18 protein-coding genes and 1 riboswitch are annotated in these 22,383 nt (G+C 71.3%); of the genes, 8 read left to right on the plus strand and 10 right to left on the minus strand.

All coding sequences use genetic code 11. The features are described 5' to 3' along the window. Window positions 1–62: 62 nt before the first annotated feature. On the plus strand, window positions 63–1,463 hold the full coding sequence (locus V6U86_RS25495) for an FAD-binding oxidoreductase (protein ID WP_334507298.1): 1,401 nt from the start codon (window positions 63–65) through the stop codon (window positions 1,461–1,463). Window positions 1,464–1,542: 79 nt separating this feature from the next. Here the strand turns inward: V6U86_RS25495 and V6U86_RS25500 are convergent, their stop codons facing one another. Together V6U86_RS25500 and V6U86_RS25505 are read right to left on the minus strand one after the other, a co-directional pair. After that, window positions 1,543–2,079: a hypothetical protein gene (locus V6U86_RS25500; protein WP_334507300.1), complete on the minus strand. Its 537-nt coding sequence runs from the start codon at window positions 2,077–2,079 to the stop codon at window positions 1,543–1,545. A gap of 88 nt (window positions 2,080–2,167) precedes the next feature. Beyond that, on the minus strand, window positions 2,168–3,985 hold the full coding sequence (locus V6U86_RS25505; protein WP_334507411.1) for a glycerol-3-phosphate dehydrogenase/oxidase: 1,818 nt from the start codon (window positions 3,983–3,985) through the stop codon (window positions 2,168–2,170). A 505-nt stretch (window positions 3,986–4,490) separates the two neighbouring features. Here V6U86_RS25505 and V6U86_RS25510 point away from each other — a divergent pair. From V6U86_RS25510 to V6U86_RS25520, 3 genes are all read left to right on the plus strand, one after another. After that, complete coding sequence (locus tag V6U86_RS25510; protein WP_334507302.1) at window positions 4,491–7,235, plus strand: S8 family serine peptidase; 2,745 nt, start codon at window positions 4,491–4,493, stop codon at window positions 7,233–7,235. Between the two features lie 60 nt (window positions 7,236–7,295). Further along, window positions 7,296–8,231: a GNAT family N-acetyltransferase gene (locus V6U86_RS25515; RefSeq protein ID WP_334507304.1), complete on the plus strand. Its 936-nt coding sequence runs from the start codon at window positions 7,296–7,298 to the stop codon at window positions 8,229–8,231. Between the two features lie 78 nt (window positions 8,232–8,309). Beyond that, entirely contained in the window at window positions 8,310–8,561 is a 252-nt protein-coding gene (locus V6U86_RS25520) for a hypothetical protein (RefSeq protein ID WP_334507306.1), read from the plus strand. A gap of 58 nt (window positions 8,562–8,619) precedes the next feature. Here the strand turns inward: V6U86_RS25520 and groL are convergent, their stop codons facing one another. Together groL and V6U86_RS25530 are read right to left on the minus strand one after the other, a co-directional pair. Further along, window positions 8,620–10,242 carry a chaperonin GroEL gene (gene groL / locus V6U86_RS25525; RefSeq protein ID WP_334507308.1) on the minus strand — a complete coding sequence of 541 codons (1,623 nt, stop codon included), beginning with the start codon at window positions 10,240–10,242 and terminating at the stop codon, window positions 8,620–8,622. A 272-nt stretch (window positions 10,243–10,514) separates the two neighbouring features. After that, window positions 10,515–11,696 carry a hypothetical protein gene (locus tag V6U86_RS25530; protein ID WP_334507311.1) on the minus strand — a complete coding sequence of 394 codons (1,182 nt, stop codon included), beginning with the start codon at window positions 11,694–11,696 and terminating at the stop codon, window positions 10,515–10,517. Between the two features lie 467 nt (window positions 11,697–12,163). On the opposite strand from V6U86_RS25530, the gene V6U86_RS25535 reads away from it, so the two are divergent. Continuing rightward, complete coding sequence (locus V6U86_RS25535) at window positions 12,164–12,937, plus strand: ribosome-inactivating family protein (protein WP_334507313.1); 774 nt, start codon at window positions 12,164–12,166, stop codon at window positions 12,935–12,937. Window positions 12,938–13,149: 212 nt separating this feature from the next. On the opposite strand, the gene V6U86_RS25540 is transcribed toward V6U86_RS25535, so the two are convergent. After that, window positions 13,150–13,353: a cold-shock protein gene (locus tag V6U86_RS25540; protein WP_030327804.1), complete on the minus strand. Its 204-nt coding sequence runs from the start codon at window positions 13,351–13,353 to the stop codon at window positions 13,150–13,152. 322 nt (window positions 13,354–13,675) lie between these two features. Here V6U86_RS25540 and V6U86_RS25545 point away from each other — a divergent pair, with 322 nt between their 5' ends. Then, window positions 13,676–14,206: a GNAT family N-acetyltransferase gene (locus tag V6U86_RS25545; protein ID WP_334507316.1), complete on the plus strand. Its 531-nt coding sequence runs from the start codon at window positions 13,676–13,678 to the stop codon at window positions 14,204–14,206. A 285-nt stretch (window positions 14,207–14,491) separates the two neighbouring features. Here the strand turns inward: V6U86_RS25545 and paaN are convergent, their stop codons facing one another. The 4 genes from paaN to V6U86_RS25565 form a co-directional block, all read right to left on the minus strand. Beyond that, a complete protein-coding gene (paaN, locus tag V6U86_RS25550; RefSeq protein WP_334507318.1) occupies window positions 14,492–16,165 on the minus strand; it encodes a phenylacetic acid degradation protein PaaN in 1,674 nt (557 codons plus the stop codon). 49 nt (window positions 16,166–16,214) lie between these two features. After that, window positions 16,215–17,234: a GNAT family N-acetyltransferase gene (locus V6U86_RS25555; RefSeq protein ID WP_334507320.1), complete on the minus strand. Its 1,020-nt coding sequence runs from the start codon at window positions 17,232–17,234 to the stop codon at window positions 16,215–16,217. Window positions 17,235–17,469: 235 nt separating this feature from the next. Beyond that, window positions 17,470–18,756 (minus strand): threonine synthase, encoded by a 1,287-nt coding sequence (gene thrC / locus V6U86_RS25560; protein ID WP_334507322.1) that lies wholly within the window; start codon window positions 18,754–18,756, stop codon window positions 17,470–17,472. A 10-nt stretch (window positions 18,757–18,766) separates the two neighbouring features. Next, window positions 18,767–18,902: riboswitch (SAM riboswitch) on the minus strand. Between the two features lie 67 nt (window positions 18,903–18,969). Then, window positions 18,970–19,932, minus strand: a complete 963-nt coding sequence (locus tag V6U86_RS25565; protein WP_334507324.1) for a DMT family transporter — start codon at window positions 19,930–19,932, stop codon at window positions 18,970–18,972. 91 nt (window positions 19,933–20,023) lie between these two features. Between V6U86_RS25565 and V6U86_RS25570 the strand changes: the two genes are divergently transcribed. Next, the gene (locus tag V6U86_RS25570; RefSeq protein WP_334507326.1) at window positions 20,024–20,329 is read left to right on the plus strand and encodes an ArsR/SmtB family transcription factor; all 306 of its coding nucleotides are present in this window, start codon (window positions 20,024–20,026) and stop codon (window positions 20,327–20,329) included. 383 nt (window positions 20,330–20,712) lie between these two features. On the opposite strand, the gene V6U86_RS25575 is transcribed toward V6U86_RS25570, so the two are convergent. After that, window positions 20,713–21,168 carry a DoxX family protein gene (locus V6U86_RS25575; RefSeq protein WP_334507328.1) on the minus strand — a complete coding sequence of 152 codons (456 nt, stop codon included), beginning with the start codon at window positions 21,166–21,168 and terminating at the stop codon, window positions 20,713–20,715. 520 nt (window positions 21,169–21,688) lie between these two features. Between V6U86_RS25575 and V6U86_RS25580 the strand changes: the two genes are divergently transcribed. Next, complete coding sequence (locus V6U86_RS25580; RefSeq protein ID WP_334507330.1) at window positions 21,689–22,378, plus strand: DUF4232 domain-containing protein; 690 nt, start codon at window positions 21,689–21,691, stop codon at window positions 22,376–22,378. The last annotated feature ends 5 nt before the right edge of the window (window positions 22,379–22,383 follow it).

Below are 22,383 nucleotides of genomic sequence, written 5' to 3' on the forward strand. Positions count from 1 at the left end.
CAAGCTATCCCGCCGAGTCGATCATGTTGATGATCGCCGGTCGGCGACCTAGCCTCGGCTGCATGGCCCCCACCGCGCTCCTCGACGACCTGCGCGCCGCGCTCGGTGCCGACGCCGTGCTCACCGACCCGGACCTGCTGCGGATGCACCAGCGGGACGAGGCCGACCTGTGCGCCGCCGGCATCCCGTTGGTGGTGACCCGCCCGCGCAACACCGAACAGGTGGTCGCCGTGGTCCAGGCTGCGGCGCGGCACGGCGTACCGCTGGTGCCGCAGGGTGCGCGGACCGGGCTGGCCGGCGCGGCGAACGCGGTGGACGGCGCCGTGGTGCTCAGCACCGTCGCGATGAACGAGATCCGGGAGATCGACCCGGTGAGCCGGATCGCGGTGGTCCAACCGGGGGTGGTCAACGCGGCGCTGGCCGGGGCGGTGGCCAAACAGGGCCTCTGGTACCCGCCGGACCCCGGCTCCTGGGAGTCGTCCACCATCGGCGGCAACGTGGCCACCAACGCCGGCGGCATGTGCTGTGTCAAGTACGGCGTGACCACCGAGTACGTGCTCGGCCTGGAGGTGGTGCTCGCCTCCGGCGAGGTGCTGCGCACCGGACGACGTACGGCCAAGGGGGTGGCCGGCTACGACCTGACCCGGCTGTTCGTCGGTTCGGAGGGCACCCTCGGCGTGATCACCGAGGTGACCGTGGCGCTGCGGCCCGCCCCGGCCGACTCGCTGACCCTGGTGGCGGTCTTCGGATCCATCGCCGAGGCCGGAGCGGCGGTGGCCGAGATCGCGGCTCGCGGGCTCACCCCCAGCCTGCTGGAGTTGCTGGACCAGACCCACCTGCGGGCGATCGAGGCGTACCAGCCGATGGGGTTGCGGACCGACGCGCAGGCCCTGCTGCTGGCCGCCGCCGACACCGGCACCCGGGCGGCGGACGACCTGGCCGTGCTGGCCGAGGTGTGCGAGGCCGTCGGTGCCGACGAGGTCTACGCGGCCACCGACGCGATGGAGGCGGCGGCGCTGCTCCAGGCCCGCCGGCTGGCCCACCCGGCGATGGAGAAGTTCGCGGCGGACGCCTACCCGGGCGGCAACGGCGGCCTGGTGATCGACGATGTGGCGGTGCCGCGCGCCGCGCTCGCCGCGCTCCTGGACGGGGTCGCACGGATCGCGGCCGAGTGCGAGGTGCCGATCGGGGTGGTCGGGCACGCCGGGGACGGCAACATGCACCCGAACATCGTGGTCGACCGGGCCGACCCGGCGAGCGTGGCGCGGGGCCGGCGGGCCTTCGACGAGATCATGCGGCTCGGCCTGGACCTGGGCGGCACGTGTACCGGCGAGCACGGGGTGGGGCTACTCAAGCGGGACTGGCTGGCCCGGGAGATCGGGCCGGTCGGCGTCCGGGTGCATCAGGCGATCAAGTCGGCGCTCGACCCGGCCGGCCTGCTCAACCCGGGCAAGGTCCTCTGACCGCGGGTGGCTGCCCGTCTGGACGCGGTCGTGGCGGCGATGCCGTTGACCGCCTGCGCCAACGGCTGTCCGGCTGCGGTCAGCCCTTGACCTCGGCCGGGGTGGCCTGGGTCAGCAGCAGCAGGATCTCCCCGCCGACCGGCGTGAGCTCCTCACCTGGGCAGTCCTGTGAGGTGATCAGCCCGGTCGAGGTGATGAGGCTGGACGTCAGCGCATCGATGCAGGTGGTGCGGTACCGGCGGGACTGATCGGTCTCGTCGGCCAGCGCCGGGTTGGCGAGCAGCACCTGAAGCCGTTCGGTCAGCTCCGGTGCGAGGGTGCCCCGGGAGGTCACGCCGTCGCCGGCGCAGTCGAGGCACCGCCAAGCGCCGCTGCGCTCGACGCTCAGGGTGCGCATCGGCCCGTCCTCGCCGAGCCGCTGCAGCAGGCTGACCTCACCGGCGGCGACCGTGGTGGGGATCTCCAGCTGCGATCCGCCACCCGCCGTGCCGGCGGTCGACTGCGCCACCGGGGTGCTCGGCTTGTTCCGGTCGAAGAGTGAGCACCCGGTCAGGGTGCTGGCGAGCGCGACGGCGAGCAGGGGTACGAGCAGACGAGGGCGCGCGCGGGGTTGCACGCGCGGAAACCTACCCCACCGTAGGTATGGTCCGAAACCACCATCCGGGCCGGTATCGATAGTTACCCATTGGTAACGTCGCAATTCGTCATCTAGCGGACGGTCGCAGCTCCGCCTGATCGTCGTCGCCACCCCGGTCAGCCGCGTAACCCCGGACATCCGGAGCGCCCAGCCGGGCCGCGTCCGCCGCCGCGTCGTCCGGCATCAACTGGGACTGCCGCTCCGCCTCCACCCGGGCGCGGTAGTGCTCGACCTCACGTGCCCGGGTAGCCGCATCCCAACCGAGCACCGCCCCCATCAGCTCGGCGGTGTGCTCCGCCGACTCCAGCCCCCGGTGGCTGGTCTCGAACGAGATCCGGGTCCGCCGGGTCAGCACGTCCTCCAGGTGCAGCGCGCCCTCGGCCCGCGCCGCGTAGGCGACCTCCGCCGCCAGATACTCCGGAGCACCAGCCAGCGGGGACGCCAACAGTGGATCGGCGTCCACCAGCGCCAGCAGGTCCAGGGTGAGGGTGCCGTACCGCTCCAGCAGATGCTCCACCACGCCCACCGGCACGCCGTGCCGGCGAGCCAGGTCGGCCCGGTCCCGCCACATCGCCGGGTACCCGTCGGCGCCGAGCAGCGGCAGGTCGGCGGTGCGCGACGAGCGGGCGCCACCGAGCCGGCGAGCGGCCCGGTCGACCACGTCGGACGCCATCACCCGGTACGTCGTGTACTTGCCGCCGGCGACCAGCAGCAGCCCGAGCATCGGCTCGAAGACCGCGTGCTCACGGGAGAGCTTCGAGGTCGAGTCGGCCTCGCCGGCCAGCAGCGGCCGCAGCCCGGCGTACACCCCCTCGATGTCGGCGGTGGTCAGCGGCCGGTCCAGCACGGTGTTGACCTGCTGGAGGAGGTAGTCGATGTCGCGTGCCGAGGCGGCCGGGTGAGAACGGTCCAGCCGCCAGTCGGTGTCCGTCGTGCCAATGATCCAGTGCCCGCCCCACGGGATGACGAAGAGCACCGAACTCGCCGTACGCAGGATGAGCCCCGTCTCGCCGGTGATCGCCGAGCGGGGCACCACCAGGTGCACCCCCTTGGAAGCGCGCACCCGGACGCCGGGCCGCAGGCCCACGTCGTTGAGCATCCGGGACATGTCGTCGCTCCACACACCGGTGGCGGCGATGACGGTGCGGGCCTGCACCTCGAACTCCGCGTCCGGCGAGCCGGGCGGAGCCTCCAGGTCCCGGACGCGGACGCCGGTCACCTCGCGCGCCTGCCGGATCAGCCCGACGGCGCGGGCGCTGCTCACCACCGTGGCGCCGAGGCTGGCCGCGGTGCGGGCCAGGGTGACCACCAGTCGGGCGTCGTCGACCTGCCCGTCGTAGTAGCGGATGGCGCCGGCGAGCGCGTCGGCCCGCAGACTGGGGAAGATCCGCCGGGCACCCTCCCGGGTCAGGTGACGGTGCAGCGGCATGCCCCGGCCACCGCCGAAGACCCCGGCGAAGGCGTCGTAGGCGGCCACCCCGGCGCCGTAGTACGAACGGCGGAAGACCCGGGCCGGCAGGTCCCGCAGGCCCCGCCCGGCCGGCAGCGGCACCATGATCGGCACCGGGCGTACCAGATGCGGCGCCAGCCGGGTGGCCAGCAGGCCCCGCTCGGTGAGCGCCTCGTGGACCAGGTGGAACTCCAACTGCTCCAGGTAGCGCAGGCCACCGTGGATGAGTTTGCTGGACCGGCTGGAGGTGCCCGCGGCGAGGTCACGCGCCTCGACCAGCGCCACCTTCAGGCCCCGGGACGCCGCGTCGAGGGCGGCACCGGCACCGGTCACCCCACCACCGATGACCAGCACATCGAAGCGCTCGGCACGCAGTCGACGCAGGTCGGACGCACGGCGGACCGGTGAGAGCTGGCCGGCGACGGATCGGGAGATATTGGGGTCACGCACCCGTCCACCGTAACCGCCGTGCCACCGTGTCGACATTTCGCCGCTCGCCCCGGAACGACCTTCACGTCTCGCTGCCACCAACTCCCGGCGGATCGCGCCCGTCCGGCCCACCCCCGTGAGCACCCGCCCCGCCCCCAGCGCAGCGCCCCCAGCGCAGCGCCCCCCAGCGCAGCGCCCCCCAGCGCAGCGCCCCCCAGCGCAGCGCCCCCCAGCGCAGCGCCCCCCAGCGCAGCGCCCCCCAGCGCAGCGCCCCCCAGCGCAGCGCCCCCCAGCGCAGCGGACCCCAGCGCAGCGGACCCCAGCGCAGCGGACCCCAGCGCAGCGGACCCCGGCGCAGCGTAGATCTTGGACAGTTTCCGTCATTTGCTGACGGAAACTGTCCAAGATCTACGCGTTCCTTCGATCAGCTCGGCGTGGATCTCGGTTGGGGAGGTCGCCGGGTGGTTGGCGGTCGGGTCGAAAGTCGTCGTCGTGGTCGTAAGGTTCTCGGATGCAAGGTCAACCTGTGCACCCCGGACTCAGCGACCGCAGTTCCCCGTGGCCGGTCGTCGCGGCCGTGCTGGTCGGCTGCTGGACTGTCGCGGTCACCGTGGGCACCCAGACCGGTGGCTGGCTCACCGATCAGGTGCTGCTGGGCTTCGGACGGGACCGGCTCGGCTGGCTCTGGCCGGTGCTCGGCCTGGCCACCGTCGTACTGGTCGGCACACCCGCCCTGCTGCTGGCCGTGCTGCCCCGATCGGCTGCGGTCCGGGCCACCGGGCGGGCGTGGCTGATCGGGGCACTCGCCCTCGGGGTGCTCACCCTGCTGCGGGTCGTGCCGCCGGTGCATCACGAGGCGTACCTCGCCGGGCTGGCCGGCGCGGCGGCCCTCAGCGCGCTCGCCGTGCGTTGGTCGATGCGACGCTCGTCCGGTTCGTATGCCGGCACCCCGCCCGACGCCACCGCGTCGACCGCCGGCGACGCCACCGCGTCGGCAGCCGCCGGCGACACCGCATCGACAGCCGCCCACGGCACCACGTCGACAGCCGCCGCATCGGCAGCCGCCGACGGCACCGCATCGGCAGCCGCCCACGGCACCGCATCGGCAGCTTCCGGCGGCACCGGTGGTGCGGCAGTGAGCGGTGACCCCGCCCGAGCCGAGGCCGTCGGAACCCCGGGGTTGAACGCCGACGCTGCTTCGACGGCCGGCGATGGTCCGCAGCTGGTCGGGCGGCGGCCCGGCCCGGTGCCGCTGCTCGCGGTCGCCGCCGGGTTGGCGCTGTTGCTGCCGTGGGCCTGGTTGGGAGCGCTCGGCGGCCTCCTGGAGACCGCACTCGCGCTGCTGGCGGCCGCCGCGCTGGGGGTGCTGGCCGCGACACTGCTGGATGCCCCCTTCTGGTCGGCGTTCGCGGTTGGTCAACCGCCCCGACCGCCCCAGCCGGCTCGGCCGCCCCAGCCGGCTCGGCCGGCTCGGCCGGCTCGGCTGGTGCTGGTCGGCGGCCTGGTCGCCGGGGTGGCGCTGCTGCTGCTCGCGGCCGGGGCCGGCCAGTCCGGCGCGCAGCTGCCCGCGCTGCTGACGGTGCCGCCGGTGGGTTTCGCGCTGGCCGCGCTCTGGGCCGCGGCCTGGCGGTCCACCGCCGACCCGGCCGAGGCCAGGCGTGCGGGCCGGACGGCGAGCGGCTGGCTCGTCGGCCTGGCCGCGCTCGGCCCGCTGGCCTTCACCGACCCGGAAGAGATCACCCTGCTGCTGGTCGGCACCCGCGACGTTCCGTTCTGGGTGGCGGCCGCCGCCGGCGTCGGGCTCGCCGTCGCGGTCCTGGTCGCCATCGGGTACGCGGTGCTGCTCGCCCGGCCGACGGCACGTACCCCGAGCAGGCGGGTGGCCGCGGTGGCGGCGGTGGTGCTGCTGGTGGCGTTCGGCGTGGTCGACCTCGGCCCCGGCCAGCCGGGCCTGTACGGCGAGCGGCTGTTCGTGGTGCTGCGCGCGCAGGCCGACCTGAGTGGCCTCCCGGCCGGTGCGCCTGGCCAGGCCGGCCGGGACGCCCGCGCGACGGAGGTCTACCGGCGGCTCGTGACGACCGCCGAGCAGAGCCAGGGCGACCTGCTCCGGGAGGTGAACCGGCTGCGACTCGACCCGGTGTCGTACTACCTGATCAACGCGGTCGAGGTGGACGGCGGCCCGGCGGTGCGAGCCTGGCTCGCCAGCCGACCGGAGGTGGCCCGGGTGCTGGTCAGCCAGCGTCTACGCCCGCTGCCGGCCCCGGCCGGGCAGAGCCGGGGCAGCGCGCCCAAGCCCACCGGCCCGGAGTGGAACATTCGCCAGATCGGCGCCGACCGGGTGTGGTCCCAACTGCGGGTCACCGGTGCCGGCATCGTGGTCGGCAGCTCCGACTCGGGGGTGGACGGCACCCATCCTGCGCTACGAGCCGGGTTCCGTGGTGGAGACGACTCCTGGTACGACCCGTGGGACGACACCCGGAGCCCGACCGACCAGGGCGGGCACGGCACCCACACGGTGGGCAGCGCGGTCGGTCGGGACGGCATCGGGGTGGCACCGGACGCGAAGTGGATGGGCTGCGTCAACCTGGACCGCAACCTCGGCAGCCCCGGGCACTACCTGGACTGTCTCCAGTTCATGTTGGCGCCCTTTCCGGCTGGCGGCGACCCGTTCACCGACGGCCGTCCGGAGCGCGCCCCGCAGGTGCTGACCAACTCGTGGGGCTGCCCACCCATCGAGGGTTGCGACAGTCGGGTCCTGCGGCCGGCTACCGCCGCACTGGACGCCGCCGGGATCTTCGTGGTCGTCGCGGCCGGCAACACCGGCCCGTGGTGCGGCTCGATCGACGACCCGCCAGCACCGTACCCGGACGTGCTGACCGTGGGCGCGGTGGACGCCCAGCGGCGGGTCGCGGAGTTCTCCTCGCGCGGACCGGTGCCGGGCGGTTCGGGCAAGCCGGACGTGCTGGCGCCGGGGGTGGGTGTGGTGTCGGCCATGCCGGGCGGCACGTACGCCGCGCTGGACGGCACGTCGATGGCGACTCCGCAGGTGGCCGGGGTGGTCGCGCTGATGTGGTCGGCGAACCCGGCGCTGGTCGGCGACGTGAACCGGACCCGGCAGATCCTTCGGGACACCGCCACGGCGGCGACGCCCACCTATCGTTCCGACAGCCCCTCCGACGCCTGCGGTGCTCCGTCGAACGTGACCGGCGCCGGCCAGGTCGACGCGTACGCCGCTGTTCGCGCCGCCCAGCGATAGTCGACGCCTCGTGGAACAGGGGGGTGCGACCCGACACCCGGTGATCTAGGGTCGGCGACCATGGACGCCGAGATCACCGTCACCGAGCTGACCGCCGACCTGCTCCCCAGCGTCGTACAGCTCTGCCAGCAGGCTCTCGACCTACCCGAGGACGCCACCGAGGCGACCTCCATAGTGGACGTTCTCTGGCCCCGGGCCACCGCCGACCGACCTGTGGTCGGGCTCGGCGCGTACCGGGGTGCAGAGCTGGTGGGGGCCCTGATCTGCTCGATGTCGTCGGCCGAGCCGGGGATCGGGCACGTGGACCTGGTCGCGGTCCTCCCCGACCACCGGCGTCGGGGCGTCGGTCGGGCGCTGCTCCAGCGGGCCGATCGGGTGCTCGCCGAGCGCGGGGCGACCGAGGTGTTGCTGGCCGGGAATCCGCCGTACTACGCGTGGCCGGGCATCGACGTCCGCTACACGCCGGCGGTCTGCGCCGCCCTCGCGCTCGGCTACCAGCAGGACCGGACCGCCTGGAACATGACTGCGGACCTGTCGTACGACGGGTCGCCGGCACTGCGGTCCACCGAGGCGGCCGAGCGGCGGCTGGCCGACCAGGGCGTCACCGTACGGCGGGCGGAGCCGGCGGACCTGCCGGCGCTGACGGCGTTCGCCCGGTCCACCTTCGGGGGCACGTGGGATGGCGAGTTGGCCGGGTCGGTGGGGCGCGCGGACGCCGGTTGCCACCTGGCGGAGCGGGACGGTGAGGTGCTCGGCTTCGCCGCGTACGGGTCGTCCCGGCCGAGTTGGTTCGGGCCGATGGGCACCGCGCCGGCAGTGGAGGGGTCGGGCATCGGCGGGGTGCTGTTGCGGCGCTGCCTGCGCGACCAGCGGGCGGCGGGGCTGGACCGGGCAGAGATTGGCTGGGTGGGGCCGGAGCCGTTCTATTCGAGCAGTGCGGGTGCGCGGATCGAGCGGGTCTTCTTCCTGTACCGGCGAACCCTACCGACGGCCTAACTGGGGCAAACAGGACGTAGATCCATTCGCCCGCATCGGTCATCGATGCCCCCTACCGTTTCGGTAGAGGAGGCAGCCATGACCACGGATGACAACCAGACCGAGGACGGCCCGCCGATCACCTGGAAACAACCGGCGGGTGAACTCCCCGGCCAACTGCCGTTCGACCGGCTGGACTACGGCGACGCCGAGCAACTGGCCGAGATGACCACCGACGGAGAGTCGTCGGTGGCCGAGGAGCCGCAGGAGATGGTGGACGCGCCGATCCAACTGCTTCCGCCGTACAACCGGGCACAGAAACGGCGCAACCAGCGCCCCCTACCGACCTGACGACGAACGGGGCGGACCGCGTCAGCGGCCCGCCCCGTTCGGTGTGTCGGAACTGGACTCAGAAGTCCATTTCCCCGCCACCCGGGCCAGCCGGGGCAGCCGGGGTCTTCTCCGGCTTGTCCGCGACAACAGCCTCGGTGGTGAGGAAGAGCGCCGCGATGGAAGCGGCGTTCTGCAGCGCCGAGCGCGTCACCTTGGCCGGGTCGATGATGCCCGCGGCCAGCAGGTCGACGTACTCGCCGTTGGCGGCGTTGAGACCGTGACCCGACTCGAGGTTACGGACCTTCTCCACCACGACGCCGCCCTCAAGGCCGGCGTTGACGGCGATCTGCCGCAGCGGGGCGTCCAGCGCGACCTTGACGATGTTCGCACCGGTCGCCTCGTCGCCGACCAGGTCGAGCTTGTCGAAGGCGGTCTTGCCGGCCTGCACCAGCGCGACGCCACCACCCGGGACGATGCCCTCCTCGACGGCGGCCTTCGCGTTGCGAACGGCGTCCTCGATGCGGTGCTTGCGCTCCTTGAGCTCGACCTCGGTGGCCGCGCCGACCTTGATCACCGCAACGCCGCCGGCCAGCTTGGCCAGCCGCTCCTGCAGCTTCTCCCGGTCGTAGTCGGAGTCGCTCTTGTCGATCTCGGCCCGGATCTGGTTGACCCGGCCCTGGATCTGCTCGGCGTCACCGGCACCGTCGACGATGGTGGTCTCGTCCTTGGTCACCACGACCTTGCGGGCGCGGCCCAGCATGTCGAGGCTGGCGGCGTCGAGCTTGAGGCCGACCTCCTCGCTGATGACCTGGCCACCGGCGAGGATGGCGATGTCGGTCAGCATGGCCTTGCGGCGGTCACCGAAGCCCGGCGCCTTGACGGCGACCGACTTGAAGGTGCCACGGACCTTGTTGACCACCAGGGTGGCGAGAGCCTCGCCCTCCAGGTCCTCGGCGATGATCAGCAGCGGCTTGCCCGACTGCATGACCTTCTCCAGGATCGGGAGCAGGTCCTTCACCGACGAGATCTTGCTGTTGGCGATCAGGATGTACGGGTCGTCGAAGACGGCCTCCATACGCTCCGGGTCGGTCATGAAGTAGGCCGAGATGTAGCCCTTGTCGAAGCGCATACCCTCGGTGAGCTCCAGCTCCAGCCCGAAGGTGTTGCTCTCCTCGACGGTGATGACGCCTTCCTTGCCGACCTTGTCCATCGCCTCGGCGATGATCTCGCCGACGGTGCTGTCGCCAGCAGAGATGGAGGCGGTGGAGGCGATCTGCTCCTTGGTCTCGACGTCCTTGGCGAGCTTGGACAGCTCCTCCGAGACGCTCGCGACCGCAGCCTCGATGCCCCGCTTCAGGGCCATCGGGTTGGCGCCAGCGGCCACGTTGCGCAGGCCCTCGCGAACCAGGGCCTGGGCCAGGACGGTCGCCGTCGTCGTGCCGTCACCGGCAACGTCGTCGGTCTTCTTGGCGACCTCCTTGACCAGCTCAGCGCCGATCTTCTCGTACGGGTCCTCGAGCTCGATCTCCTTGGCGATGCTCACACCATCGTTGGTGATGGTGGGGGCACCCCACTTCTTCTCGAGCACGACGTTGCGGCCCTTGGGGCCGAGGGTCACCTTTACGGCGTCGGCGAGCTGGTTCATGCCCCGCTCGAGGCCGCGGCGCGCCTCTTCGTCGAACGCGATCATCTTGGCCATACGGCGTTGTCCTCCTGGACACTCACGGGCCACCCGAGATGTGTGCCCCGGATGGGCCGCCTGGTGTACGCACCTTGGGACGTCGCCACCTGGCGACGACGACGTCCTTCGGCCGGGCCGGATAGCCCGCGACGACCGGCCATGTGTCGCCCCGGCGTCTCCACGCCGGTGCAACCTGGCCCCACCGTCCCGACCATTGGCACTCACGGTATGCGAGTGCCAATGACTTGTTTAGCACTCTCCCCTGCCGAGTGCAAGCACGATGCCGCCGCTCAGCCGAGTTCCGCGACCAGTCCCGCGGTGTTCACCGGCGCCTCATGGGCCCGCTGCTCGGCGTACGTCACCAGCAGGCCGATCAGCTGGGCCAGGTGAGCAGGCAGGGCCAGCACGGCGGTGATCCCGATTACCACCACCGCACCGGCGGCGGTGCCCGCCGAGGCGAACGGATCCGTTCCGAGCGGGGCCGTGCCCACCCCTTCCAGGGCGCCGGGGATCACGGTGCCGACGATCACCGCCACGACCACCAGCGCGACGCGGCCGAGCAGCAGGCCCAACCGGTCGTGGAACATCCGAAACGATCGGCCGATCGGGTTGTGACGCTCGAAGAGATAGACCGGGCCGGCCATGCTCAGCGCGAAGGCCAGGTAGACGCCCGGCAGCACGCAGAAGCAGAAGCCAACGCCGACCAGCAGGCTGATCAGCAGAGTCCAGCCCCACAGCCCGGGTGCCCGACGCACGCCGTAGCGCAGCGCCGACTCCAGGCTGACCGGCTGACCGGCCGCCTGCTGGGTGATCACCCTGGTGCCGGCGGCCCACCCGACGGCCTGCACCAACCCGACCAGCAGACCGCCGCCGACCAACACAACCAGCAGGCTCAGCAACTCGACGGCGAAATTGTCCGGCAGCGCCGGGCTCGGATTCGACCCGGCCTGGGCGGCCCACTTCGCCGACGGGTCCAGCCCAATGGAGATCACCGACAGCACCGCCGCCGGCAACACCTGGGTGAGCAGCATGATCGGCACCAACTGCCGCCAGCCCCGGCGTAACGCTCCCCCGCACCTGTCGAACCAGCCGCCGAGGCCGGCGCCGGGCGGCGTGACCAGGGCGTCGTTCGGGTCGAACCCGTAGCCCGGCGGGTACCAGCCGGGCGGCGGCCCCGGATACCACGGTTGCCCACCGTAGGGACCCACCCCGGGCGGGTAGCCCCCGGTGGGTGGGAACGCCCAGCCCTGCGGGGGCGGCGCCGCGCCCCAGCCACCCTGCGCGGGATCCCAGCCGGGCGGCGGGCCAGCCGCGGAGGGGTCCGGCCCCCAACCGGGCGGCGGGCCAGCCGCGGAGGGGTCCGGCCCCCAGCCGGGCGGCGGGCCAGCTTGGCCGGGGCTGCCGGCGGGCGAGGACGGGTCCGGCTCCCCCGACCCGGGGGAGGGAGTGGGCGGGGGTGGCTGGTCGGTCATGAACGCTCCTCGGCATCGGCTGGAACGGTTCACGATCCTCCCGGCTGCGCGCCCCTGCCGCAGCCCCGACTCACCGGGGCCGATCAACAGGGAAGCTCAGCCCGTGACGCGTAGGTGCTCTGCCTGTGGGCGGGCTAACTATGGGTGTCACCTCGAACCGCGCCCGGCTCCCTTGTTCAGATGGCCTCATTAGAAGTTAAGTCAGAAGTCAGAGGCTCCGAATACTTTTGTCGGGCAGTGCGTCGAATCAGGCGGACTGCCCCGCGCGTCCTGATCGGGAAGCGCGGGTCGCACCTAGCTGTTAATGGATGAGGGCGGACGGTATGAAGAGAGCGCAACATTTCGCGCGGAGGGCTGCTGCATGGGTCGGGGCGCTAGTTATAGCGATCTCCGGCGCTGTCGTGGTGGGCGGCACCCCGGCCTCAGCGCAAATCAATCACAACGGTCTGAGGCATATCTATTTCGTCATGGACGAACAGCCTGGTGATAACGCGATGATCAGGTACTCCAGCTTTCTTGGGTCGGTGAGGAATGCCGTTTCATACTGGGACAGTTGGACCCAGGGTCAGGGGACGCAAGGCTTGACCCCAGCCCTCTTGCAGGTCACGCTGGAGGCTGGCGGACGACAGGTCCACCTCTGGATAAGTCCTACCAACCTGTATGTCTGGGGGTTCTCCAACACGATCAACAACACCCCCCGGACGTGGGCCTTCAACACCCACTCTTTTGAGCTGCAACAGCAGATGGCGAACACCACCCCCGCGGGCATGTTCAACGGCATCAGCGAGGCGGTCCTAGACGTCGGCTTCGATTCCACTCATCATGCCATCAACCAAGCAGCGGGTCGCGAAAGGAACGGAATGCCGACCGGCTTCTGGAACGTGTACGGCGCGATCGAGACGCTCGCGACAACCAATCCGGATAACGGCGCCGGCCCACGACTGAACGTCGCGCGGTCGCTGCAGCAACTGGTCCACTTCGTCGCGGAAGGCGCTCGCCTCAACGACGTTGAGGGCACCTATCGTGCGGGAATGAGGGGTGTCACCGCGAACTTGACGTCGCGGCACGTCGAGCTGACGAACCAGTGGGGTCAACTGTCCACGTGGATGGTCGGAAGACACTTCGGCGCTACCAACCCTTTCGATCTCCGTCTGGGCACGGCGCCGAACCGCTCGATTACGACGATCCCGCAAGCGCGAGAGTACATTCGCCTCGCGCTGGGCTCCGCGCCCAGGCCCTAGGTAGTAGCGGTGCGTGAAGTGGGCCAGCCCGATCCTGCTGGCCCACTTCAGAATTAGATCAACGAGGCTGGCCGCCCTACGCGGCTGGCCTCGTTGTTGTTGATCAGGGCAGGAAGACCGGCGCGACGGCAGCCGACCGTCGAGCGACGGCAGCGCTTCTCAGAATGTCGCCATGGTCAAACCCTGACCCGGGGCCCCTGGCCGGGGCAGGCTCAGCCGGTGACGCGTACGTGCTCGGCCTGCGGCCCCTTCTGGCCCTGGGCGATCTCGAACTCGACCCGCTGACCGTCGTCCAGCGCCTTGTAACCGTCCATCTCGATCGCGGAGAAGTGGACGAACACGTCCTGACCGCCGTCGACGGCAATGAAGCCGTAGCCCTTTTCGGCGTTGAACCATTTCACGGTGCCCTGTGCCACGGTGCACTTCCCTTACTCTGCGCGGTCTTGCCTGACCCGGCGCACGACGCAGCCGGGCGCCCCGGACCACCGACTCAGCGATCGATGACCGCCATTGAGTTAGGTGACCGAAATCGCACGCTACACGAGGAGTGCCGGCCGCGCACGCCCACAAATCGGACACACTGCGGGGCGTTCCAACCACGCCGATCGGCCGGGTGCCCGATCCACCGGATTCGCGCCCATCATTGCGGGCAGTGGGGAGGGCCGCAGTCCCTCCCGAGGTGACGGCGATCGGGCACAGCTGACGAAACGCCGTCCATCCTGTGGTAGGCATGCGGACATGGCCACCGACACAGCCTCGCCGGCCCTGCGGCTCGCGGAGATCCGCCGGGTCCGGCCGGAGGATGCCGCCCGCATGCGGGCGCTGCGCCTGGAGATGCTGGCCGACGCGCCGTTGGCCTTCCTGGAGACCCTGGCGGACGCGGCGGCCCGGCCGCACAACGAGTTCGCCGCCCGGATCGCGTACACCTCAGCCGGTTCCAGCAACGCCCAGTTCGTCGCCGACCCCGGTGGCCGACTGGTCGGGCACGCCGGCGGCACGGCCGCCCCGAGCGAACCCGGGCTGACCGTGATCTACGCCGTCTACGTCACGCCGAGCTGGCGCGGCGGCGGGCTGCTCAGCGAGCTGATCGACGGGGTGGCCGCCTGGTCGCGCGCCTGCGGCCGACCGGAGCTGCTGCTGGAGGTGGTGGTCGGCAACAACCGCGCCTACCGCGCCTACGAGCGCCTGGGCTTCAAGGACACCGGCGTACGGGTCCCCCACCCCACCATCTCAGCCCTCACCGAACTACAGATGCGCCGCCCCGCCTAACCCCGAACCACCACGCCGACCGCCGCGCCGGTCGGGGCCATGCCGCGCAGATGGCCATGATCGCGCTGCAACCAGGATCTAGTGGTAAGCCACCAGCGGGAGGCCCCTACATCCTGGATCGAGCACGATCATGGAGTGTGAGAGCGGCTCCAGGCCGGACAGCCGACGACCACCGGGCCGACGTCAGGGTTTCCGGGGCAGCCCGGCCCGCGCAGGGATCAAGCCTGACCGCCCGGAGCGGGTCGGGCTGCCCCGGAAACCCCCAACCGCAACCAAGACCAAAGATCAGACATGCCGCCGAGACTGCACGATCCGGAACCGGTTCGCCACGTACGCCCCGTCCGTCAGCGCCGAGTTGGCCGCCGCGTTGGCCCCACTGCCGTGGAAGTCGGAGAACGCCGCCGACTGGTTGACGAAGACACCGCCGGTGAGGTTGCAGGACAGGTGCACCCCGACCTCGACCGCCACCGCCTCGGCCGCGTCCAACACGGCCTCGTCGGTCGAGTAGACCCCGGCGGTGAGCGCGCCCTTCTCGCCGACCGTCCGGCGCAGCAACTCCAGGCTGTGCGCGGTGGAGTCGGTCGCGATGGCGAACGAGATCGGCCCGAACCACTCCCGGCCGTACGTCTCCGCGTCGTCCGCGGTCAGCTTCACGATCGTCGGGGTACGCACCACCGCGTCGGCGTACGACGGATGGGCCACCGCGCGCGACTCCAGCACCGGCTCGCCGACCTTGGTCACCTCGGCCAACCGCTCCAGCACCCCGTCGTTGACGATGGCGCCGGTCAGCTCCACGCCTCGGGCCGGGTCCGCGGTGAGCTTGCCGACCGCAGCGGCGATCCCGCCGGCCACCTCGTCGAAGCTCTTGTGCCCCTGGTCGGTTTCGATGCCCCCGGCCGGGATGAGGATGTTCTGCGAGGTGGTGCACATCTGCCCGCTGTAGAGGGTCAGCGTGAAACCGAGGTTGCGGCACATGCCGGCGAAGTCGTCGGTGGAGTCGATGACGACGGTGTTGAGCCCGGCCTTCTCGGTGTAGACCGATGCCTGCCGGGCGTGCGTCTCCAGCCAGTCGCCGTACTCGGTGGAGCCGGTGAAGTCGACGATCCGGACGGCGCGGTGCAGGGCCAGGTCGCTGGCGAGCTTCTCACCGGGCGCCTCCGCCGCCAGCATGATCAGGTTCGGGTCGAACCCGGCCTCGGCGAGCACCTCCCGGGCGTACCTCACGGTGATGGCCAGCGGCAGCACCGCGCGCGGGTGCGGCTTGACGATCACCGGGTTGCCGGTGACCAGCGAGGCGAACAGCCCGGGGTACGAGTTCCAGGTCGGGAAGGTGTTGCAACCGATCACCAGCGCCACTCCGCGCGGCACCACATGGAACGTCTTGGTCATCCGCAGCGGGTCACCCTTGCCGGCGGCCTTCTCCCAGCCTGCCGTGCCCGGGTGCCGGGTCATCTCGGCGTACGCGTACGCCAGCGCCTCCAACGCCCGGTCCAGCGCGTGCGCGCCGCCGGCCTGGAAGGCCATCACGAACGCCTGCCCGCTGGTGAACTGCACCGCGTTGGCCAGCTCGAAGATGTGCTTGTGCAGCCGGTCGAGGATCTCCAGGCAGACGCCCACCCGGGCCTGCGGGCCGGCGTCACGCCACGTCGGCAGCGCGGCGGAGGCGGCGTCGACCAGCTCGCCGGTGCCAGCGTGCGGGTAGCGCACCGCCAACTCCACCCCGAACGGGCTCGTCTCGGTGGCGACCCGAGCGCCACTGCCGGGCTGGTCGAGCGGAAAATCGCCACCGAGGTACGCCTCGAAGGCGGCCTTACCGTCAGCGGCGGCGCTCTCGCCGTACACCCGGGGGCTGGGGGATTCCGGATAGGCGGACCAGTAGCCCCGCTCCGTGATCGCGGTCAGCGCACGGTTGAGGGTGTCGGCGTGCCTGTCGTACAGGGGATGCGGGGTCTCCGTCATGCCGCCATCATGCCTGAGTCCCCACCGCGAGCAGTAGCGCCGATACGCGTCAGAGCGTGAGCTGCCAGTCGGTCCAGGAGTCCACCTGGCGGAAGCCGAGCTGCTCGTTGATCGCCACCATGTAGCTGTTGCTGGCCGCGTTCCAGGTGTCGATCACCTGTACCGCCGGCTCGTGGGTGAGCAGGTGGTGCAGGTTCTCTGCCTTGGCGATGAGACCGAGCCGGTGCCCACGATGGGCCGGGTCGACGATGGTGATCTGCTGGAACGCGTGCCAGTCGGCGGAGGCGCCCACGTCCAGCAGCGTCCAGGCGACCAGGCGACCGGACGCCTCGTGGCGCATCCCGAGGTGGTAGCGCCGCCGGCCCCGGGCGTCCAGTGCCCGTTCGTTGCCACGGATGCGCTCGGCGTCCACCTGCTCCGGCTCCCACTGCACGTCGCCCATTGGCGCGTCCATCAGCAACCGGCCGTCGAGGTAGGCGATGTCGGCGACGTACTCCTGCGGGGTCGCCCCCTGCCAGCAGACCGACTGGTAGCCCTCGGCCAGCGGGCGGGCCTCGGCGAGCGCCGCCCGCAGCGCGACCCGGTCGAGCTTGCTGACGTCAAGCCGGCGGCGCACCTCGGCGAGGGCGGGCCGGGCCCCGGTCGCGGCGGCGAACGCGTCGGGGGCCACGCTTCGGGCCGGCCCACCGGGCAGCGCGGAGACAGCCATCCCCACCACGCGCTTGCGGCCGTGCTCGCGCAGCAGGCGTACTCCGTACTCGTGCAGGGCCCGGCCGACTCCCCGGCGGCGCAGCTGGGGATGCACCAGCAGCTCGGCGGTGGCGTTGTCGGTGTTGTCGAGCTGCGGCAGGTCCAGTTGGAGGTAGCCGGCCGGTACGCCGTCCAGTCGGGCCAGCGCCCAGAGTGACTGGGTGCCGGGCATCGGCGTGTGGAACAGCGCGTCGAAGCGGCGCCGGCAGGAGGGCGGGAAGTCCGGCAGGTCGGCGTCGTTGGCCGCCGACCCGATCCGGTACGCCTCGTCGACCGCGGTCCGGTCGGCGCCGTCGAACGACGCGATCGTGATGCTCATGCCGCTGAGGGTGCACCCGGAAAAGCGACCGGGCCAGCGAATTAATCGCTGGCCCGATCGAACGTGGTCGGGAGGGACACTCGCACAACGCCTCCGGCGTTGGGTCGCAAGAACTTCAAAAGTCTTCGGCGAAATGCCCTCCCGCACGGAGCATCTTGCGCCGTCCGGTTCCTGCCGTCAAGTCCGTAGCGGCGGGTTTTCCACACTCACAGCGAAAACCCAGTTACCCGGCGGATCAGCCGAGGAGGCCGGCGTCGCGGGCGGCACGCAGCGAGGGCTTGATGTGGTGGGTCGGCCCGACCTGCCCGGCCACCGCGTCGATGGTCTTCAGACCCTCGCCGGTGTTGAACACGACGGTTTCGGCCGTCGGGTCGAGCCGACCGGACTCGACCAGCTTGCGCAGCACGGCCACGGTCACCCCACCCGCGGTCTCGGCGAAGACCCCGGTGGTACGCGCCAGGTCGCGGATGCCCGCCCGGATCTCGTCGTCGTCGACGTACTCCATCCAGCCACCGGTGCGGCGGACCGCCTCCAGGGCGTAGAGGCCGGCCGCCGGGTCGCCGATGTTGAGCGACTTGGCGATGCCGGTCGGCTTGACCGGGATGATCGTGTCGGTGTCGGCGTGCAGAGCGGTGGCGATCGGGTTGCAGCCGGCGGACTGCGCGCCGAAGACCTTCCAACCGCCGGCCGGCGCCTCGACCAGGCCGATCTCCACCAGCTCGGAGAACGCCTTGTCAATCTTGGTGAGCAGCTCGCCGCTGGCCATCGGAATGACAACCTGCGCCGGGATCCGCCAGCCGAGCTGCTCGGCCACCTCGTATCCCAGGGTCTTGGAGCCCTCCGCGTAGTACGGCCGGACGTTCACGTTGACGAACGCGGTGTCCTCGAATTCGTCGGTTTCCACCAGCTCGCCGCAGAGCCGGTTGACATCGTCGTACGAGCCGTCGATGGCGACCAGCTCGCCGCCGTAGACGGCGGTGGTGATGACCTTGCCCTGCTCCAGGTCGCTGGGGATGAAGACCACCGAGGGCACGCCGGCGCGGGCGGCGTGGGCGGCCACCGAGTTGGCCAGGTTGCCTGTCGACGCGCACGCGAACCGGGTGAAGCCGAGCGCCTTGGCGGCGGTGAGCGCCACCGAGACGACCCGGTCCTTGAACGAGTGGGTGGGGTTGGCGCTGTCGTCCTTGACCCAGAGCGGTGCGGTGATGCCCAGCTCGGCGGCGAGGTGCGGGGCCGCCACCAGTGGGGTCAGCCCCGGGTCGAGGGTGACCCGGCTCGCCGGGTCCTGACCGGCGGGCAGCAGCGCAGCGTACCGCCAGATGTTGTTCGGGCCGGCCTCGATCTGTTCGCGGGTGACGGTGGCCAGTGCGGCGCTGTCGTAGTCGACTTCCAGCGGGCCGAAACACTCGTAACAGGCGTGCTGGGCAGCGAGCGGGTAGCGGGCCGAACAGGCGCGGCAGACCAGGGCGCGGGCCGGGCTGGCAGCGGTGTCGATGCCGGAGGTGACGAGCGTCGACGTCATGTCGAGAGTCCTCTCATCTTTCCCCGCATCGCACGGTGCGGCGGGGACGGAATTGGCACCTGCCCCGCGGGTCGCTCAGCGGTGAGCGCGCGGGGTGGTTGCCGGGGCGTCGTCGGGCCGTATCCCTCAGCCCCTCTGGATGAGGTATTAAGTTGTGCCGTCGAGTCTAGGCAAAGCTGGGCACGGCCTCCAGCGCGGATCCCAGGGAGTGGGTCAGCGGGCGCTCACGGCCGCAGGGTCGGTCACCGCGATCGGGTCCGTTACCGCGCCCGGCCGGGGCAGCGACGCGGTCCGGGGGCGGGCGGCGAGGTTCGCGGCGATCAGGGCGGCGATCGTGATGGCGGCCCCGACCAGCTCGACGGGCTCGGGGCGGTAGCCGCGAACGATCTGCACCGCGAAGGTGGTCACCGGGACCAGGTTCATGAACAGCGCGGCGTTGGCGGCGCCGAGTCGCTGCACGCCGGTGTTCCAGGCCAGGACCGAGATCACGGCGCCCACCAGCACGGCGTACGCCAGCTGCGGGGTGACCGCCACGAGGTCGGCGGCGCCCGGCGCGTGCTGCCAGCCGACGGCGTCGGCGCCGATGCTCAGAGCGAGCATGGCGGCCGTGCCGGCGAGCGCGGTCAGGGTGGTGAAGCGCAGCGGCGACCACTCACCGAACCGGCTGGCACCGTGGGTGTAGATGCCCCAGCCCAGCACCGCTCCGATCATCATCAGCCCGCCGAGACCGAACTGGCCGAGCCCGGCCAGGCTCCCGCGCGTGATCACCAGGCCGACTCCGAGGAGCGCCACCAGGGAGAGGGCCAGCAGGAGCGGCTTCGGGCGTACGCCGTCGCGAGCCCAACGGACGAGCTGGGTGATCACCGGGGTGGTGGCCACGAAGAGTGAGATCTGCTGTGGGGCGGCGTGTTCGAGCGCCAGGTTGGTGAGCAGGTTGAAGCCCGCGAAGCCGACCACTCCGAGCACCAGCACCTCCCGTGCTCGACCACCGTGCCGCAGCGCGCCGGCCCCCTCACGGAACAGCAGGATGGCGACCAGGACGACGGCGGCCAGCAGGTAGCGCGCGGTGGTCAGGTTGAGCGGGTCGACCCGGTTGAGCGCGCTGGCCAGGATCGGGAACATCACGCCCCAGCCGAGCACGGCTACCAGTGGGTAAGCGGTGGCGCGGGATCGCATCGGCAACTCCAATGTTCGAGTATCATCGAACCAACGACACCGACCATAGGGTGTTGTTCGATGATTGTCGAACAAGGGTTACACTGGTCACATGGAGCCGCACGAGCCCGACCTGACCGCCGTACCGGTCACCAGCGTGTTGGCCGCACTCGCCGACGACGTGCGGCTACAGATCGTCCGGGCGCTCGCCGACGGCAGCGAGTCCCCCTGCGGCAGCTTCGACTTCGGCGTCTCCAAGGCGACCCGCAGCCACCACCTCAAGGTGCTGCGTGAGGCCGGCCTGACCCGGACCCGTGCCGCCGGCACGAGCCGACTGGTCCGGCTCCGCCGCGACGAGCTGGACCAGCTCTACCCCGGCCTACTGGACGCGGTCCTCGCCCAACGCCCGCCGGCCTGACGCTCCCGCTGCGGGCTTCCCGCTGCGGCCCTCACGCTTCGGCCGCCGTCACGCTTCGGCCCTCCTGCGTCGTCGCCGCCAGGCACGCTGCGGCCCTCCCGCGTCGTCGCCGCCAGGCACGCTGCGGCCCTCCCGCGTCGTCGCCGCCAGGCACGCTGCGGGGCGGGTAAGACCTGCCCCTCGCGCACGCTATGGAGCTGAATCGTTTACGACATCAGCGCCGAGCCGGAACCCCGATGCGCGAGGGACCCCGGTGCGCGAGCGCAGAGCCGGGACCCCGGTGCGCGGCCCTCGCGAAGCACTCCGAGGGCGGGGAACCCCTGACCGGGCGCGTCACCGGGGCCGCCTCGTCGAGGCCCCGGCGACGCGCGGTACAGGTGCGGTCAAACGACGATCGGGCTGTTGTCAGTCACCGGCGCCGCCGGCACGGACCGAACGTCGCGGCGACGTGCGAGCAGCGTGTCGAACGCCCAAGAACCCGGACCGAGAGCCGCGACCAGCAGGAACGACCAGCAGAAGAGCGCCGACAGCTCACCACCGTTGTGCAACGGCAGCAAACCGTCCGGCTGGTGCACGACGAAGTAGGCGTACGCCATCGAGCCGGATGCGAGAAGAGCGGCGGGTCGGGTGAAGAGACCGGCCAGCACCAGGGCGCCGCAGACCAGCTGGATCAGCGCGGCCCACCAGCCCGGCCAGGCGCCGAGCGCGATGGCCTCACCGGTCATCGGGTTGCCGCCGAACAACCCGAATACCGAGGTCAAGCCGTGCAACGTGAACAGCAGGCCGATCACGATGCGGAACAGGGACAGGGTCGGCCCGCCGAGCCGAGAAGCGTTCATCGGTACCTCCATCGAAGGAATCGGACCCCTTCAATGTGAGGCATGAAAGTATCGACGCTTATAAATTCCTTGTTAGTGGGAAAGTCCCCGGCCGGAATGTACCGGCGTCTAGAGCCTCGCGTCGAGCGCGCACAGCCTCACAGGCACGCCTCTCGGGCCCTTGAGCTGCGAAAAGAAGAAAATTCAAGCCACGCCGACCGCCGTGGGCACGCTCCCACACTGTGGGTACGGGCCGTCCAGCCGCCATAGACGCAGGGCACCCCCGGGCCCCACCCCCCCTTATCGCCTGCCGAAACCCAGGGATATCGCGCGCCGGACGGCGCCGCGCGATCCACGGAGGCGATGTCGCAAACGATTCAGCTCCAAAGGCTCACCAGGAGAGGTCAGCGACCCTCTCGTCTGGCGGTGCAGTGGGGCGAGGGCACGCGGCAGTGCAGTGGGCCAGCGAGGGCGCGCGGCAGTGCAGTGGGCCAGCGAGGGCACGCGGCGGTGCGCTGCCGCGGTGAGCGAGGATCAACGGATGATCCCTCGCGACACCGCAACACGACGCATCAGCGCAACGATCGCGACGGCTCTCGTGCTCGGCGGCTGCACTCCGGACGATCATCGCGGCCAGGGCGGCCCGGACGGCCCACGACCAGCGACCGCGCCCACCCCGACCGCAAGCCCGTCAGAGACCGTCGCCCCGCTGGCCGAGTGCCCGCCGACCGGCGTTCGGATCCGCTCGACCGGCGGGGACGCGGCCATGGGCCTGCGCGCCCTCGGCATCGAGCTGGTCAACTGCGGTGACCGCCCCTACCAGCTGAACGGCTACCCGGTGCTGCACGTGTTCGACGAAGAGCGCGAGCCGATCATGTTGCGGGTGGTCAACGGCGCCAAGGGGATCACTTCAGGCTTCGACCAACCGCCCCGGAAGGTCACCCTCGCCGCCGGGGAGCGGGCCACCGCCGTGGTGCTCTGGCGCAACCTGGTGACCGACTCGACAGTGGTGGCCACGAATGGGGAGTTCCTGACCGTGGCACCCGCCGCCGGGCAGCCGGCCGCAGAGGTGGACCCGGACGGGCCGATCGACCTCGGCAACACCGGCCGGATCGGCGTCAGCGCCTGGAAGAAGGCCGACCCGTCCGCGCCGGTGCCGACCCGGCCGGCCCCGCCGCCAGCACCGAGCGCGGTGCCGTCGTCGGTGAGCCCGCCCGACAGTCGGCTGTGAGCCGA

The organism is Micromonospora sp. CPCC 205558, from assembly GCF_036902955.1.
GTDB lineage: Bacteria > Actinomycetota > Actinomycetes > Mycobacteriales > Micromonosporaceae > Micromonospora.